Source organism: Diaphorobacter sp. LI3 (genome assembly GCF_022807955.1).
In the GTDB taxonomy this organism is placed as follows: domain Bacteria; phylum Pseudomonadota; class Gammaproteobacteria; order Burkholderiales; family Burkholderiaceae_C; genus Diaphorobacter; species Diaphorobacter nitroreducens.
Genome location: NZ_CP094346.1, coordinates 3,214,051 through 3,229,864, shown reverse-complemented (window position 1 = coordinate 3,229,864; position 15,814 = coordinate 3,214,051). Strand labels below are relative to the sequence as shown.

At 62.1% G+C, this 15,814-nt stretch carries 10 protein-coding genes and 5 tRNA genes; 14 read left to right on the top strand and 1 reads right to left on the bottom strand.

Annotation, left to right across the window (positions count from 1 at the left end; genetic code table 11):
• Positions 1-20 precede the first annotated feature (20 nt).
• A complete protein-coding gene (hpnC, locus tag MRB47_RS15085) occupies positions 21-911 on the bottom strand; it encodes a squalene synthase HpnC (protein WP_252101105.1) in 891 nt (296 codons plus the stop codon).
• 87 nt (positions 912-998) lie between these two features.
• On the opposite strand from hpnC, the gene MRB47_RS15080 reads away from it, so the two are divergent.
• The 14 genes from MRB47_RS15080 to pgsA all read left to right on the top strand — a co-directional run bounded on the left by MRB47_RS15080 (position 999) and on the right by pgsA (position 15,670).
• On the top strand, positions 999-2,252 hold the full coding sequence (locus MRB47_RS15080; RefSeq protein ID WP_252101104.1) for an efflux RND transporter periplasmic adaptor subunit: 1,254 nt from the start codon (positions 999-1,001) through the stop codon (positions 2,250-2,252).
• An 11-nt stretch (positions 2,253-2,263) separates the two neighbouring features.
• On the top strand, positions 2,264-5,413 hold the full coding sequence (locus MRB47_RS15075) for an efflux RND transporter permease subunit (RefSeq protein ID WP_252101103.1): 3,150 nt from the start codon (positions 2,264-2,266) through the stop codon (positions 5,411-5,413).
• A gap of 89 nt (positions 5,414-5,502) precedes the next feature.
• Positions 5,503-5,589 (top strand) — tRNA-Leu (locus MRB47_RS15070).
• 78 nt (positions 5,590-5,667) lie between these two features.
• Positions 5,668-6,978, top strand: coding sequence for a trigger factor (tig, locus tag MRB47_RS15065; protein WP_252101102.1), 1,311 nt, complete (start codon positions 5,668-5,670; stop codon positions 6,976-6,978).
• 123 nt (positions 6,979-7,101) lie between these two features.
• Entirely contained in the window at positions 7,102-7,710 is a 609-nt protein-coding gene (clpP, locus tag MRB47_RS15060) for an ATP-dependent Clp endopeptidase proteolytic subunit ClpP (protein ID WP_015912823.1), read from the top strand.
• 97 nt (positions 7,711-7,807) lie between these two features.
• Positions 7,808-9,073: an ATP-dependent Clp protease ATP-binding subunit ClpX gene (clpX, locus tag MRB47_RS15055; protein ID WP_011804642.1), complete on the top strand. Its 1,266-nt coding sequence runs from the start codon at positions 7,808-7,810 to the stop codon at positions 9,071-9,073.
• Between the two features lie 139 nt (positions 9,074-9,212).
• Positions 9,213-11,633, top strand: a complete 2,421-nt coding sequence (gene lon, locus MRB47_RS15050; protein ID WP_252101101.1) for an endopeptidase La — start codon at positions 9,213-9,215, stop codon at positions 11,631-11,633.
• Between the two features lie 97 nt (positions 11,634-11,730).
• Positions 11,731-11,806: transfer RNA gene (locus MRB47_RS15045), tRNA-Gly, on the top strand.
• A 53-nt stretch (positions 11,807-11,859) separates the two neighbouring features.
• Positions 11,860-11,933 (top strand) — tRNA-Cys (locus MRB47_RS15040).
• Between the two features lie 114 nt (positions 11,934-12,047).
• A tRNA-Gly gene (locus tag MRB47_RS15035) sits at positions 12,048-12,123 on the top strand.
• Between the two features lie 133 nt (positions 12,124-12,256).
• Positions 12,257-12,348: transfer RNA gene (locus MRB47_RS15030), tRNA-Leu, on the top strand.
• A 12-nt stretch (positions 12,349-12,360) separates the two neighbouring features.
• Positions 12,361-12,981 carry a DUF6806 family protein gene (locus MRB47_RS15025; RefSeq protein ID WP_252101100.1) on the top strand — a complete coding sequence of 207 codons (621 nt, stop codon included), beginning with the start codon at positions 12,361-12,363 and terminating at the stop codon, positions 12,979-12,981.
• Positions 12,982-13,081: 100 nt separating this feature from the next.
• Complete coding sequence (gene uvrC, locus MRB47_RS15020) at positions 13,082-15,055, top strand: excinuclease ABC subunit UvrC (protein ID WP_252101099.1); 1,974 nt, start codon at positions 13,082-13,084, stop codon at positions 15,053-15,055.
• A 48-nt stretch (positions 15,056-15,103) separates the two neighbouring features.
• Entirely contained in the window at positions 15,104-15,670 is a 567-nt protein-coding gene (gene pgsA, locus MRB47_RS15015; protein WP_015912838.1) for a CDP-diacylglycerol--glycerol-3-phosphate 3-phosphatidyltransferase, read from the top strand.
• The last annotated feature ends 144 nt before the right edge of the window (positions 15,671-15,814 follow it).

Below are 15,814 nucleotides of genomic sequence, written 5' to 3'. Positions count from 1 at the left end.
TGCAGCGGGTGGGGCGGCCCTTACATGCGCGCGGCGCGCGCCAGCATGCGGGGCCAGTCGAGCGTGCCCAGCCGCGGCCGCGTGAGCAGGCTGGCGCCATCCAGCGCCTGCACCTTGTCCAGAATGCGCAGACCGCCCTGCACGACCAGGCGCAGCTCCCACCCCACACGGCCGGGCAGCCGGTGTACCAGGGGGCTGCCCTGGAGCATGAGAGTGCGCGCCCAGGCGGCGCAGTCCAGCACCAGCCGGTCGCTGGCGACAGAGCGGCGCTGCGCCGCGAGGTCCGCGCGCGCCACGCCATGGGCGGCGCAGTCGGCATCGGTGAGGTAGTGGCGCCCGCGGGGCAGGTCCACGCTCAGGTCCTGCCAGAAGTTGATGAGCTGCAGTGCGGTGCAGATGGCGTCGCTCTCGCGCAGTGCGTCCTGCCCGTGCACGCCGTACAGGTGCAGCAGCAGACGCCCCACGGGATTGGCCGAGCGGCGGCAATAGTCCAGCAGCGAGCCGCGGTCGGGGTAGGTGGCGCCGGCCTCTGTCAGGGTGACGTCCTGCATGAAGGCGTCCAGCAGATCATCCAGCAGCGGCACCGGCAACTGGTGGCTGTGCAATACCGCCTGCAGCGGCCCGAAGACGCTGGCCCAGCGGGGCTCGGGTGCCTGGCCGCTCGCCACTGCCTGTAGTTCGGTGCGGTAAGCGCGCAGGTCCGCCAGGCGCTCGGCTGCGCAGGCCGTGCCCTCGTCGGCAATGTCGTCGGCCGTGCGCGCAAACGCGTAGATCGCGGCGATCGGCGGGCGCATCCGTGGCGGGCACAGCAGCGAGGCCACGGGAAAGTTCTCGTAGTGCGTGACCGGCGGCGCCTCGGCGGGCGCGGTGCGCGGATCGCGCAGGGGGGCGGGGGACTCGGGATGCTTCACGCGGCCATTGTCGTGCTTGACAAGAGCGACCGGCCTCTCATAGATTACTAACCAGTCAGTCAGTAATTTGGCATGCCGGATGTTTCCATGACCCACCCTGTCGCACAGCGCGCCGCGGGCCTGCCGGGCCCGTCTTCATTGCAACCCCGCCGCGGGGTTTTTTTGTGGCCGCCGCGTGGCGGCGTGGCGGGTGCTGCACTGGTGCTGGCCGTGGCTGCCTTGGCGCTGGCGGGATGCTCGCGCCGCGAGCCGGCGCCAGAGCCGGTGCGCGCGGTGAAACTGCTCACCGTCGGCGTGGCGCCCCTGCAGATGCGCCTGGAATACGCGGGCGAAGTGCGCGCGCGCGTGGAATCGCGCCTGGGTTTTCGCGTGGCCGGCAAGATCGTGCAGCGCCAGGCCGAGCTGGGCCAGCGCGTGCAGGCCGGCCAGGTGTTGGCGCAGCTGGATCCGCGCGACTATGAGCTGGCTGCGCAGGCCGCGCGCGCCCAGGTGGCGTCCGCCACCACGCAGCGTGATTTGGCCGCGGCGGATTTCGAGCGCTTTTCCAAGCTGCGCGCGCAGAACTTCATCAGCGGGGCGGAGCTGGACCGCCGCCAGGCTCAGCTGAAGGCCGCGCAGGCTTCGCTGGACCAGGCGCGCGCGCAGCTCGCTTCCCAGGGCAACCAGACCGAGTACACACGCCTGGTGGCGGATGCGCCGGGGGTGGTGACGTCGGTTGACGCCGAGCCTGGCCAGGTGGTGTCTGCGGGCACGCCGGTGGTGCGCATTGCTCGCGACGGCCCGCGCGACGCGGTGTTCTCGGTGCCGGAGGACAAGGTGGGCCAGTTGCGCGTAGGGCAGGCCGTGCAGGTGCGCGCCTGGTCGGGCGACGCGCTGCTGCAGGGCCGGGTGCGCGAGGTGGCGGCCAGCGCCGATCCGGTGACGCGCACCTTCCTCGTGAAAGTGGCGGTGGAGGGCGCGGACGTGCCGCCGCTGGGCGCCACCGTGTATGTGGCGCCGCAGGTGCTGGCGCGGGGCGGCGTGCCGGCGATCAAGCTGCCCACCAGCGCCCTGCGCCAGGAGGGCGGCCAGACGGTGGTGTGGGTCTATGAGGCCAAGGACGGCAGCGCCACCGGCACCGTGCGCCTGCAGCCGGTGCAGATCGCCACGGCCGACGGCAACGAGGCCGTGATCGCCGCCGGCCTCACCCCCGGCATGCGGGTGGTGGCCACGGGCGTGCATGTGCTGGCCCCGGGACAGGTGGTGACGGTGTACAAGCCAAAAACGGCTCCAACGCCCGAAGGACAAGCGCTACCAGCTATTAATAATGAAGCGCCAGCGGCCTCCGCTGCCGCTCGCTGAGGAGCCGCCCCATGCAGCAGACGCAGCCCAAGCAGGGCTTTAACCTGTCGCGCTGGGCGCTGGAACATGCCGCGCTCACGCGCTACCTGATGGTGGTGCTGATGGTGCTGGGCATCGCCGCGTACTTTCAGCTGGGGCAGGACGAGGACCCGCCCTTCACCTTCCGCGCCATGGTGGTGCGCACCTACTGGCCCGGCGCCACGGCGCAGCAGGTGGCCGAGCAGGTGACGGACAAGATCGAGCGCACCCTGCAGGAGGTGCCCTACGCCGACAAGATCCGCAGCTACAGCAAGCCGGGCGAGTCGCAGATCATCTTCGAGCTCAAGGACTCGTCCAAGCCGGCGGAGGTGGCCAACATCTGGTACCAGGTGCGCAAGAAGGTGGGTGACATGCGCTACCAGTTGCCGGGCAATATCCAGGGGCCGTTCTTCAACGACGAGTTCGGCGACGTGTACGGCGTGATCTACGCCCTGCAGGGTGAGGGCTTCAGCTATGCCGAGCTGAAGGACTTCGCCGACGACGTGCGCCAGCAGCTGCTGCGCGTGAAGGATGTGGCCAAGGTCGAGCAGTTCGGCGTGCAGGACGAGCGCGTCTGGGTCGAGGTTTCGCAAAAGCGTCTGGCGCAGCTGGGGCTGGACTTCAACGCGGTGTTGCAGCAGCTGGGTGCGCAGAACGCGGTGGAGAGCGCGGGCGCGATCCAGTCGCCGCAGGACGTGGTGCAGGTGCGCGTGGGCGGGCAGTTCACCAGCGTGGAGCAGCTGCGCGACATGCCGATCCGCGGAGGCTCTGGAGCCCAGCTGCGCCTGGGCGACATCGCCGAGGTGCGAAGGGGCTATGTCGATCCGCCGGGGGTGAAGGTGCGCTTCCAGGGGCACGAGGTCATCGGCCTGGGCATCTCCATGGCCAAGGGCGGCGACATCATCCGCTTGGGCAAGGCGCTGCGCGCTGCAGCGGCCGACATCCAGGCGCGGCTGCCGGCCGGCGTGCAATTGCACCAGGTGCAGGATCAGCCGGCGGCAGTGGCCGATTCGGTGGGCGAGTTCATCAAGGTGCTGATCGAGGCCGTGGTGATCGTGCTGGCGGTGAGCTTTATCTCGCTGGGGCTGCACAAGGGCGGGCGTTTTGGCTGGCACGTGGACTACCGGCCGGGCCTGGTGGTGGCGATCACCATCCCGCTGGTGCTGGCCGTGACCTTCCTGGCCATGCACTATTTGGGAATAGGGCTGCACAAGGTGTCGCTGGGGTCCCTCATCATCGCGCTGGGCCTGCTGGTGGACGACGCCATCATTGCCGTGGAGATGATGGTGCGCAAGATGGAGGAGGGCTACGACAAGGTGCGCGCGGCCACGTTTGCGTATGACGTGACGGCCAAGCCCATGCTCACCGGCACGCTCATCACGGCCGCGGGTTTCTTGCCCATCGGCATCGCCAAGTCGGTCACGGGCGAATACACCTTCGCGATCTTCGCGGTGACGGTGATTTCGCTGGTGCTGTCGTGGATCGTGTCGGTCTATTTCGTGCCCTACCTGGGCACGCTGCTGCTGAAGGTGAAGCCGCATGCGCCCGATGCGCCGCCGCCCGAGGTGTTCGACACGCCGTTCTACCACCGCTTCCGGCACATGGTGGACTGGTGCGTGGCGCACCGGTGGATCACCATCGGCGCCACCATCGGCATCTTTGCGCTGGGGCTGGTGGGCATGGGACGCGTGCAGCAGCAGTTCTTCCCCGACTCCAGCCGGCCGGAAATCATGGTGGACCTGTGGTTCCCCGAGGGAACCTCCTTCGCAGCCAACGAGGCCGTGGTGCGCCGTGTAGAGCAGCGGCTGATGGAGCAGGAAGGCGTGGCCAGCGTGGCCGCGTGGGTGGGCTCGGGCACGCCGCGTTTTTACCTGCCGCTGGACCAGGTGTTCCCGCAGCCCAACGTATCGCAGTTCATCGTGCTAGCCAAGAGCCTGCCCGAGCGCGAGTCGCTGCGCCTGCGCCTGCCCCGGTTGTTGGCCGAGGAGGTCCCCGAGGCGCGCGGCCGCGTGAAGCTGCTGCCCAACGGCCCGCCCGTGCCCTACCCCGTGCAGTTCCGCGTGGTGGGCAGCGACCCGGCCGTGCTGCGCGAGCGCGCCGACGAGGTGAAGGCGCTGATGCGCGGCAACGCCAACCTGATCGGCGTGAACGACAACTGGAACGAGTCGGTCAAGGTGGTTCGCCTGGAGGTGGACCAGGACAAGGCGCGCGCGCTGGGAGTGACCAGCCAGTCCATCGCCCAGGCTTCGCGCATCATGTTCAGCGGCTCCACGGTGGGGCAGTACCGCGAGGGCGACAAGCTCATCGAGATCGTGCTGCGCCAGGCGCAGGACGAGCGCGAGGCGATCTCCGACATCGGCAACGCCTACCTGCCCACGGCTTCGGGCCGCTCCATTCCGCTCACGCAGATCGCCAGGCCCGTGTTTACCTGGGAGCCGGGGGTGATGTGGCGCTGGAACCGCAACTACGCCATCACCGTGCAGGGCGACCTGGTGGAGGGGCTGCAGGGCGCCACCGTCACGGCGCAACTGCTGCCCGAGCTGCGCGCGCTGGAGGCCCGCTGGCAGGCGGCCGGTGAGAACGGCGTGCGCATCGAGGTCGCGGGTGCGGTGGAAGAGAGCAGCAAGGGCTCGGCCTCCATCGTGGCGGGCGTGCCCGTCATGCTGTTCATCGTGTTCACGCTGCTGATGCTGCAGCTGCACAGCTTCAGCCGCTCCGTGCTGGTGTTCCTCACCGGCCCGTTGGGGATTGCGGGAGTGGCGGCGGCGCTGCTGCTGCTGAACCGGCCCTTCGGCTTTGTGGCGCTGTTGGGGGTTATCGCTCTCATGGGCATGATCCAGCGCAATTCGGTGATCCTGATCGACCAGATCGAGCTCAACCGTGCGGCCGGCGTGCCCGCGTGGGACGCGATCGTGGCGGCGGCCGTGTGGCGCCTGCGGCCCATCGTGCTGACGGCGGCGGCGGCGGTGCTCGCCATGATCCCGCTGTCGCGCAGTGTGTTCTGGGGGCCTATGGCTGTGGCCATCATGGGTGGACTGGTCGTGGCCACGGTGCTCACGCTGCTGGCACTGCCCGCGATGTACGCCGCGTGGTTTCGTGTGCGGCGGCCCGATCCCGGAACGCCGATAACCGATTCCATTTAAAGGCGGGCCGCAACAGGGTAAAATCTGCCGTTTGACCTATTTCACCGGGGTGGCCTGCTGTGCCTGCCATCCGGGTGGCTTTCAGAACTGCGCGGGTGGCGAAATTGGTAGACGCACCAGGTTTAGGTCCTGACGCCAGCAATGGTGTGGGGGTTCGAGTCCCCCCCCGCGCACCAACGTGAGACTTTGGCGGAACGTGGTGCAGGCTTGCACTGCAAGTCGGCACGGTCCGCATCCAGACACTAGGAACAACCATGGCCGTAACTGTTGAAACCCTTGAAAAGCTTGAGCGCAAGATCACGCTGAGCTTGCCCCTGACCACGATCCAGACCGAAGTGGACGCGCGCCTCAAGCGCCTGGCCCGTACGGTGAAGATGGATGGTTTCCGTCCCGGCAAGGTCCCTATGAGCGTAGTGGCTCAGCGTTACGGCTATTCGGTGCAATACGAAGTGCTGAACGACAAGGTGGGCGAGGCGTTTGCACAGGCCGCCAATGAAGCCAACCTGCGCGTGGCAGGCCAGCCCCGCATCACGGAGAAGGACGGCGCGCCTGAAGGCGAAGTGACTTTCGAGGCCGTGTTCGAGGTGTTCCCCGAGGTCAAGATCGGCGATCTGTCCACCGCGGAAGTCGAGAAGCTCTCCGCCGAAGTGACCGACAGCGCCATCGACAAGACCTTGGACATCCTGCGCAAGCAGCGCCGTACCTTTGCACAGCGTGCCCTGGCCGCTGCTGCAGAAGACGGCGATCGCGTGACGGTGGATTTCGAGGGCAAGATCGACGGCGAGCCCTTCCAGGGCGGCAAGGCCGAGGACTTCCAGTTCCTGGTGGGCGAAGGCCAGATGCTCAAGGAATTCGAAGACGCAGTGCGCGGCATGAAGTCGGGCGAGAGCAAGACCTTCCCCCTGGCCTTCCCCGAGGACTACCACGGCAAGGACGTGGCTGGCAAGACGGCCGACTTCATGGTCACCGTCAAGAAGATCGAAGCGGCCCACCTGCCCGAAGTGAATGAGCAACTGGCCAAGTCGCTCGGCATTGCCGACGGCACGGTGGAAGGCTTGCGCGCCGACATCAAGAAGAACCTGGAGCGCGAAGTCAAATTCCGCCTGCTGGCCCGCAACAAGCAAGCCGTGATGGACGCTCTGGTGTCCAAAGCGGAACTGGATCTGCCCAACGCCAGCGTGCAGGCTGAAATTGCCCGCCTGCTGGAAGCTGCACGCGCCGACCTCAAGCAGCGCGGCATCAAGGACGCCGACAAGGCCGAAATCCCCGAGGACGTGTTCCGCCCTCAGGCCGAGCGCCGCGTGCGCCTGGGCCTGGTGGTCGCCGAACTCGTGCGTGCCAATAACCTGCAGGCCAAGCCGGAGCAGCTGAAGGCCCACGTGGACGAGCTGGCCGCCAGCTACGAGAAGCCTGAGGACGTGGTGCGCTGGTACTTCAGCGACCGCAATCGCCTGGCTGAGGTGGAAGCCGTGGTCATCGAGAACAATGTGACCGACTTCGTGCTGGGCCAGGCTAAGGTGAGCGACAAGGCCGTGTCCTTCGATGAACTGATGGGCCAGGCCTGAGTAGCTGGCCCTTGCCCCGGGCTTTGACCCAGGGGTGAGGACGAAACCCGGCGGGGCTTGTGCTTTGCGGCACAAGCCCCAATTCATTTTCTGGGTACAGTATCCGCCTGACTGGAGAAACGTATGAGCGCATTGGAAACGCAAGCCCTGGGCATGATCCCCATGGTCATTGAGCAGTCCGGCCGCGGCGAGCGGTCCTACGACATTTATTCGCGCCTGTTGAAGGAGCGCGTGATCTTCCTGGTGGGTGAGGTCAATGACCAGACTGCCAACCTGGTGGTTGCGCAGCTGCTGTTCCTTGAGAGCGAGAACCCGGACAAGGATATTTCGTTCTACATCAACTCCCCGGGGGGCAGCGTGACGGCGGGCATGGCCATCTATGACACCATGCAGTTCATCAAACCGGATGTGTCCACGCTGTGCTGCGGCTTTGCGGCGAGCATGGGGGCTTTCCTGCTGGCTGCAGGGGCCAAGGGCAAGCGCTATTCGCTGCCCAACTCCAAAATCATGATCCACCAGGTGCTGGGCGGTGCCCGCGGACAGGCGACGGATATCGAGATCCACGCGCGCGACATTCTGCGTACCAAGGATCAGATGAACCGCATCCTGGCGGAGCGCACGGGACAGCCCATCGAGAAGGTGAAGGCGGATACCGAGCGGGACTATTTCATGACCGCGGACGAAGCCAAGGATTACGGCATCGTGGACCAGGTCATTGCCAAGCGCCCCTGAGTTTTGGCCGGCGCGCGCGGCGTTTCCCCCTGTGGGAAACGCCGTTTTTATTTCGTTATCATCTTGACAACATCCCCAGTCATAAGGCATTGCCCCCATGGCCGAGAAAAAAGGCTCCTCCAGCGAAAAAACCCTTTACTGCTCTTTCTGCGGTAAAAGCCAGCACGAAGTAAAGAAGCTGATCGCCGGCCCGTCGGTCTTTATCTGCGACGAGTGCATTGACCTGTGCAACGAGATCATCCGTGATGAGCTGCCCACCGGCGATGCCGGACGCGAAGGCCGTGGAGATCTGCCTACGCCTGCGGAAATCAAGACTAACCTCGATCATTACGTCATTGGTCAGGAAAAGGCCAAACGTACGCTGGCCGTCGCCGTGTACAACCATTACAAGCGTCTGCGCCACAAGGACAAGGCCGGTAAGGACGAGGTGGAACTGTCCAAGAGCAACATCCTGTTGATCGGCCCTACGGGGTCGGGCAAGACGTTGCTTGCGCAGACCTTGGCGCGGCAGCTCGATGTGCCCTTCGTGATGGCTGACGCCACCACGCTGACGGAAGCCGGCTATGTTGGAGAGGATGTAGAGAACATCGTCCAGAAACTCCTGCAAAGCTGTAACTACGATGTGGAACGTGCCCAGCGGGGCATTGTCTACATCGACGAAATCGACAAAATTTCGCGCAAATCCGACAACCCCAGTATTACGCGGGATGTCTCAGGCGAAGGTGTGCAGCAAGCGCTGCTCAAGCTCATCGAGGGGACCATGGCGAGCGTGCCTCCACAAGGTGGACGCAAGCATCCCAACCAGGATTTTCTGCAGATCGATACCACCAACATTCTGTTCATTTGTGGTGGTGCGTTTGCTGGGCTGGAAAAGGTCATTGAGAACCGTACTGAAGCTTCCGGTATTGGCTTTGGCGCGGCAGTGCGTAGCAAGAAGCAGCGTTCTTTGACCGAGGTGTTTCAGGATATCGAGCCTGAGGACCTCATCAAATTCGGCCTGATTCCAGAGTTGGTGGGTCGCATGCCCGTGGTCACAGCCCTGGCCGAACTGAGCGAGGACGCGCTGGTGCAAATCCTCACCGAGCCCAAAAACGCCTTGGTCAAGCAGTACAGCAAGTTGCTGGCGATGGAAGGCGTTGAGCTGGAAATTCGTCCCGCTGCGTTGAAGTCCATCGCGCGAAAAGCCATCGCACGCAAGACGGGTGCCCGCGGCTTGCGCTCCATTCTTGAGCAAGCGTTGATTGGCACCATGTTTGACTTGCCCAACGTCTCCAACGTGGAAAAGGTGGTGGTGGACGAGGCCACCATCGAAGAGAACAAGGCCCCTTTGCTGGTTTATCGCGAGGCCGCCAAGACCGCCTGAAAGCCGTGAGCCGCCGGGAGCAGAGCGCGTGATTGATGCGCCCGGCGGGCCATGTCGCTAACACCTGGGTGCAGATGCTGCCGGGTTGAAAAATGTGGTCCATGGACCATATTCCATGGAACTACTAGAGGATTGCCCCATGTCCGGACACACACCCCTGCCCGATACGCCCCTGGATCTACCACTGTTGCCTTTGCGCGATGTGGTGGTTTTTCCTCATATGGTGATTCCCCTGTTTGTGGGGCGTCCCAAGAGCATCAAGGCGCTGGAAGCCGCCATGGATGCCGATCGACGAATCATGCTGGTTGCGCAAAAAGCAGCCGCCAAGGATGAACCGCAGGTTTCGGATATGTTCGAAGTCGGGTGCATATCCACCATCCTGCAGATGCTGAAGCTTCCCGATGGCACGGTGAAGGTGCTGGTGGAGGGGCAGCAGCGCGCCCACGTTCGCATGGTGCATGAATCGGACGTTCACTTCACGGCGACGGTTGAGCCCATGCAGGCGTCCGCCGAGGACGCCGCTTCGAGTGAAATTGAAGCGCTGCGCCGGGCGGTAATGCAGCAGTTTGATCAGTACGTCAAACTGAACAAGAAGATTCCCCCTGAGATTCTGACTTCCATTTCGGCTATCGATGATCCGGGGCGGCTGGCTGACACCATTGCCGCGCACTTGCCGCTCAAGCTGGAGAACAAGCAGGTTGTTCTCGACTTGGCAGGCGTCAAGCAGCGTCTGGAGAATCTGTTCGAGCAGTTGGACCGCGAAGTGGATATCCTCAATGTGGATAAGCGCATTCGCGGTCGCGTGAAGCGCCAGATGGAGAAAAACCAGCGGGACTTCTATCTCAACGAACAGGTCAAGGCGATCCAGAAGGAACTGGGCGAAGGCGAAGAAGGCGCGGATCTTGAGGAGATCGAGAAAAAGATCAAGGCCGCGCGCATGCCGGTCGAAGCGCGCAAGAAGGCGGAAGGTGAGCTGAAAAAGCTCAAGCTCATGTCTCCTATGTCTGCCGAAGCCACTGTGGTTCGCAACTACATTGATGTGCTCACGGGACTGCCCTGGAGCAAGAAGTCCAAGGTCAAGCACGATCTTGCCCATGCAGAGGCTGTGTTAAACGAGGACCACTATGGCCTGGAAAAGGTGAAAGACCGAATCCTGGAATATCTCGCCGTGCAGCAGCGGGTGGACAAGGTGAAGGCGCCCATCCTGTGCTTGGTCGGCCCACCGGGTGTGGGCAAGACTTCGCTCGGGCAGTCCATTGCAAAGGCAACGGGGCGCAAGTACGTGCGTATGGCGCTGGGGGGGATGCGTGACGAAGCAGAGATCCGGGGTCACCGTCGTACCTACATTGGGGCGATGCCAGGCAAGGTGTTGCAGAGCCTGGGCAAGGTGGGGGCGCGCAATCCGTTGTTCCTGCTCGATGAAATTGACAAACTAGGCATGGACTTTCGAGGTGACCCCTCGAGCGCGTTATTGGAAGTCCTCGATCCTGAGCAGAACCACAAGTTCGGCGACCACTATGTGGAGGTCGACTTCGACCTTTCCGATGTCATGTTTGTCGCGACTTCCAACTCGATGAACATCCCGCCGGCGCTACTTGATCGCATGGAGGTGATACGTCTTTCCGGATATACCGAGGACGAAAAAACCAACATTGCCATCAAGTATTTGCTCCCCAAGCAGATGCAAAACAATGGCGTGAAAGACGCCGAGTTGCAGGTCACGGAATCCGCCGTACGGGACATCGTGCGCTACTACACGCGTGAAGCGGGCGTCCGCTCCCTAGAGCGCGAACTCTCCAAAATCTGCCGAAAAGTGGTCAAGGCAATCCAGCTCAAGAAGCTGACGGCTCCCGTGGAGGTGTCGGCGGACAACTTGCCTGAATACTTGGGAGTGCGCAAGTACACCTACGGTCGCGCGGAACAGCAGAACCAAGTGGGACAAGTGGTTGGCCTGGCATGGACCGAAGTCGGCGGGGATCTGCTCACGATCGAGGTCGCGACCATGCCCGGCAAAGGCAACATCCTTCGCACAGGATCGCTGGGCGATGTCATGAAGGAGTCGGTCGAAGCGGCCCGCACAGTAGTACGTAGCCGTGCGCGCTTACTTGGTATTCGCGATGAGGCGTTCGAGAAGCGAGATCTTCATATCCACGTGCCCGATGGTGCGACCCCTAAAGATGGTCCTAGCGCCGGCATTGCGATGACGACGGCGATCGTTTCTGCGCTGACCGGAATACCGGTCCGCGCAGATGTTGCGATGACGGGGGAGATCACATTGCGCGGAGAGGTCACAGCAATTGGTGGGCTCAAGGAGAAACTTTTGGCGGCTTTGCGGGGAGGGATCAAGACGGTGTTGATTCCTGAAGAAAACGTAAAAGACCTCCAGGAAATTCCAGACAACGTCAAGAGTGGTCTGGAGATCATCGCCGTGAAGTGGATCGACAAGGTGCTGGAGATAGCACTCGAGCGCAAGCCTGTTGCATTGGCAGACGACGACGGCGCCCAAACCGTGGCGGTGCCTGCATCCGCCGATGTGTCACGGGGCTCCGTGAAACATTGATGGAAAAAACTTTGCACTATTCTTGGAGCACGCGAAAAGTACTCTATAATTTCACTTATCGACGCTAAACATGCTACAGTGTGAGGCTTAGGTAAATGCGGGAATAGCTCAGTTGGTAGAGCGCAACCTTGCCAAGGTTGAGGTCGTCGGTTCGAGACCGATTTCCCGCTCCATATCCAGGAAAAGAGGAGGCAATGCTTCCGCTTTTCATCAAGGCGCAAGACCTGGCGCGGTAGCAAAGCGGTTATGCACCGGATTGCAAATCCGTTTAGCCCGGTTCGACTCCGGGCCGCGCCTCCAGATGGTGGTATGTAGAGGAGGCGCAAGCTTCTTCAAAGGGTCAATTGGAAGCCTAATGGTGGAAAATTGATGCTACAATCAAAGTCTTTCCGGTGCCAGTTGGTGGCGGAAAATGCGGGAATAGCTCAGTTGGTAGAGCGCAACCTTGCCAAGGTTGAGGTCGTCGGTTCGAGACCGATTTCCCGCTCCAAAATTTGAAAGGGAAGCTACGGCTTCCCTTTTTTATTGGTCGAAGTGCTGGCGCAAGAAGTCGGTTCGTCTGTGGTGTTGCGCAACAATGCCGGCCCCGCTACTCTGTCTTCATGGCTTGCATACCGACCGGCGCCCCGATGGTGAAATTGGTAGACACTGCGGACTTAAAATCCGCCGCTTCCTGAGAAGGGGCGTGCCGGTTCGACCCCGGCTCGGGGCACCATCTGGATTCGCTATGTCACATTACAACGCTCCCTTTGAAATCCACGTCCATGGTCAAGTGCAATTGCGTGCTGATGTGGACTTCAGTCAGCTTCAGGAAGCACTCAAGCCATTGTGGAAGTACGCTGGTGCGCGTTCTCTCGCGGATGGAGCTTCGAGCGCCTATGAGGAGGAGCCGGGCATACAGTTCGATGCCAAGGAGCACATCCTGCAGATGTGCTGGACGGTGCGTGGCGACGAAGACTTCCGCCAGTCTCTGGATGAAATGTGCATGAGTCTCAATGAATTGGCTGAGCAGGGCGCAGCCATCGAGGTGACGTTCTACGATGCCGAGTTCGATGAGGATGACGCACCCGAGGACGAAGAGGCGCGTGATGATTTCGTGATGCTGTTTGTGGGGCCCACTCCCGCCGCCATCATGCAAGTACAACGTGACCTTCTTGTGCAAGATGTGGTCAATCTGATGGAGCGGCACTTCGACGGCTCCGAGCTAGGTGGCGTTGTCTCAGAGATTGACAAGCTCTTCTCTCAACGTTTTGATGCGCTGGTGAGTTCGCTTGAAATTGGTAAACCGCCACGAGGTCCGGGTGGCAGCGGGCATGGCGGCGGACGCCGGCCGCGTCACCTTCACTAACGTGCTCGACAAATCTTTGTGTCGAGCACCATGGCGTGAGTTGCAGTGCTCCCCCCGCACGGTATAGAAGAGGCTTTCGACGCGTGCCCACAATAGCGTCATGACCACAACCTATTCGGATGAGCTTCTGGCACAGGTGGCGGCGCTGCCACCTTTGCCCGGGGTGTACCGCTACTTCGATGCACAGAATGTCTTGCTATATGTCGGCAAGGCGCGCAACCTGAAAAAGCGGGTCAGCAGCTACTTCAGCAAGCAGCACGGAGGCACGCGCATTGGCCATATGGTGGGCAGAATTGCGCGGCTGGAAACGACGGTGGTGCGCTCCGAGGCCGAAGCGCTCCTGCTGGAAAATAATCTCATCAAGTCCCTGGGCCCGAAGTACAACATTCTTTTTCGGGACGACAAGAGCTACCCTTATCTCAAGATCACCGGTGTCTCGGCAAAGGACGGTACGGGGGATGCTCCGGGACAGTGCTACCCGCGCATGGCGTATTACCGGGGGGCAGTGGATAAACGTCACCGATACTTCGGTCCTTACCCTGGCGCATGGGCCGTCAAAGAAAGCATTCAGCTACTGCAGAAGGTTTTTCGGTTGCGTACTTGTGAAGACACGGTGTTTGCGAATCGCACGCGTCCCTGCTTGCTGTACCAGATCAAACGCTGCTCCGCTCCGTGTGTGGGTTTGATTTCCCCAACGGCCTATGCCGCAGATGTCCGCAGTGCGGAGGCGCTGCTGCTGGGTGAAACCCAGGAACTGCTTCAAACGCTGGAACAGCGCATGCTCGCGTACGCCGAGAAGCTGGAGTTTGAACAGGCGGCCGAGGTCCGCAACCAGATCACGGCACTCGCACGTGTGTTGCACCAACAAGCGGTGGAGACGGCATCGGACAAGGACGTGGACATACTCGCCGTTAAAGTGGCTGGCGGCCGTGCCTGCGTCAACCTGGCGATGGTGCGCGGTGGCCGGCACCTTGGCGACAGGCCTTACTTTCCGGTTCACGTAGAGGAAGCGACAGGCGTCTTCCAACTGGAAACGCGCGAGGATGCTCCGGATAACCTAATGGTAGAGGAGGCTGGCGGACTCGAGCAGTCGGTGCCGGCGCAGATCCTTGCTGCGTTCATTGCGCAGCACTACCTTGGGGTACCGTTGCCACCGACACTGATTACGAGCGAGCCAGTCGACCCCGCATTGGTTTGGGTACTGGCACAGCAGACGGGGGTGCGAGCGACAGTCGTCCACCAGCCGCGCGAACAACGGCGAATCTGGCTGGAAATGGCGGAGCAGAACGCACAGATTCAGTTGGCACGGTTGCTGGCGGAGGAGGGTTCCCAGCGGGCGCGCACGCGTGCCCTGGCGGAAGCGCTGGATCTGGAGGCAGAGAGCTTGGATGACCTCACCATCGAGTGTTTCGACATTTCGCACACTGCAGGGGAGGCGACCCTGGCTTCCTGCGTGGTTTTTCATCACCACAAAATGCAAAGTGGCGAGTACCGCCGTTTCAAAATCGAGGGCATTACCCCGGGCGATGACTATGCAGCTATGCGTCAGGTACTCATGCGTCGCTACAGCAAGGTTGCCGAAGCACAGCGCGAGGCAGGGGGAGCGGAGGTGACAAATGCCCCGCGCTTGCCGGACCTGGTGCTGGTGGACGGTGGCAAGGGGCAAGTAAGTATGGCGCGCGATGTGTTCCAGGAACTGGGCCTGGATATCTCACGCATCGTTGGTGTCGAAAAGGGGGAGGGCCGCAAGGTGGGGCTGGAAGAACTGGTCTTTGCGGATGGACGCGATAAAGTCTATCTGGGGCGAGACTCGGCTGCGCTGATGCTCGTGGCGCAGATCCGTGACGAGGCCCACCGCTTCGCCATCACCGGAATGCGCGCCGCTCGTGCAAAAGTACGCGTAGGCGGCAGCCGATTGGAAGATATACCCGGTGTGGGGCCTAAAAAACGGGCAAGGCTGCTTCAGCGCTTTGGGGGCGTGCGCGGCGTGGCAGATGCCAGCGTGGACGACCTCGCCACGGTCGAGGGCATATCTCACGACTTGGCAGAAGAGATCTATCGCGCGCTGCGCTGACCCGGTTGACGGCCCGGGGCATTGCCGCGCGTGCCACAATTGGCCCCCATGTTTTTCACTATTCCCACCATCATGACTTGGACGCGCATTGTCGCGATACCCTTGATCGTGGGAGTGTTCTATGCGCCGCTGGACCCTGCGATGCGCAACCTCATCGCCACGGTGATGTTCATCGTTTTTGCGGCCACCGATTGGCTCGATGGGTTTCTTGCACGCAAGCTCAACCAGACCTCCGCGTTCGGGGCGTTTCTGGATCCCGTGGCTGACAAGTTCTTGGTATGTGCGTCGCTATTGGTACTCGTGCATATGCAACGTGCCGATGTGTTCGTGGCACTCATCATCATCGGCCGCGAAATCGCTATCAGTGCCTTGCGGGAATGGATGGCGCAGATCGGGGCGAGCAAGAGTGTGGCCGTGCACATGATCGGCAAGCTCAAGACCACGGTGCAGATGATTGCCATTCCTTTCCTGTTGTATGACGGGCAGTTGTTTGGCGTCATTGACACCGGTGTGTGGGGTACCTGGCTGATCTGGGTCGCCGCAGTGCTGACGGTGTGGTCCATGGTTTATTACCTGCAAAAAGCACTGCCAGAAATTCGAGCGAGAGTCCGTTAAGTTTCTTGCTACTGCTGGGAGAGTCTTGTGCCAAAAGGGTTCATTGCTATATATGGTATAGCAAGGCAATCCGCGCCCACATGGAGAAGGCTGGTGGCGGCAACTCGGCACCGCAGGGCGAAAGTGCTTGTCAATACGGAATGC

Coding starts and splice junctions, on each gene's coding strand:
- MRB47_RS15080 (WP_252101104.1), top strand. CDS start 999: ATGACCCACCCTGTCGCACAGCGCGCCGCGGGCCTGCCGGGCCCGTCT.
- MRB47_RS15075 (WP_252101103.1), top strand. CDS start 2,264: ATGCAGCAGACGCAGCCCAAGCAGGGCTTTAACCTGTCGCGCTGGGCG.
- tig (WP_252101102.1), top strand. CDS start 5,668: ATGGCCGTAACTGTTGAAACCCTTGAAAAGCTTGAGCGCAAGATCACG.
- clpP (WP_015912823.1), top strand. CDS start 7,102: ATGAGCGCATTGGAAACGCAAGCCCTGGGCATGATCCCCATGGTCATT.
- clpX (WP_011804642.1), top strand. CDS start 7,808: ATGGCCGAGAAAAAAGGCTCCTCCAGCGAAAAAACCCTTTACTGCTCT.
- lon (WP_252101101.1), top strand. CDS start 9,213: ATGTCCGGACACACACCCCTGCCCGATACGCCCCTGGATCTACCACTG.
- MRB47_RS15025 (WP_252101100.1), top strand. CDS start 12,361: ATGTCACATTACAACGCTCCCTTTGAAATCCACGTCCATGGTCAAGTG.
- uvrC (WP_252101099.1), top strand. CDS start 13,082: ATGACCACAACCTATTCGGATGAGCTTCTGGCACAGGTGGCGGCGCTG.
- pgsA (WP_015912838.1), top strand. CDS start 15,104: ATGTTTTTCACTATTCCCACCATCATGACTTGGACGCGCATTGTCGCG.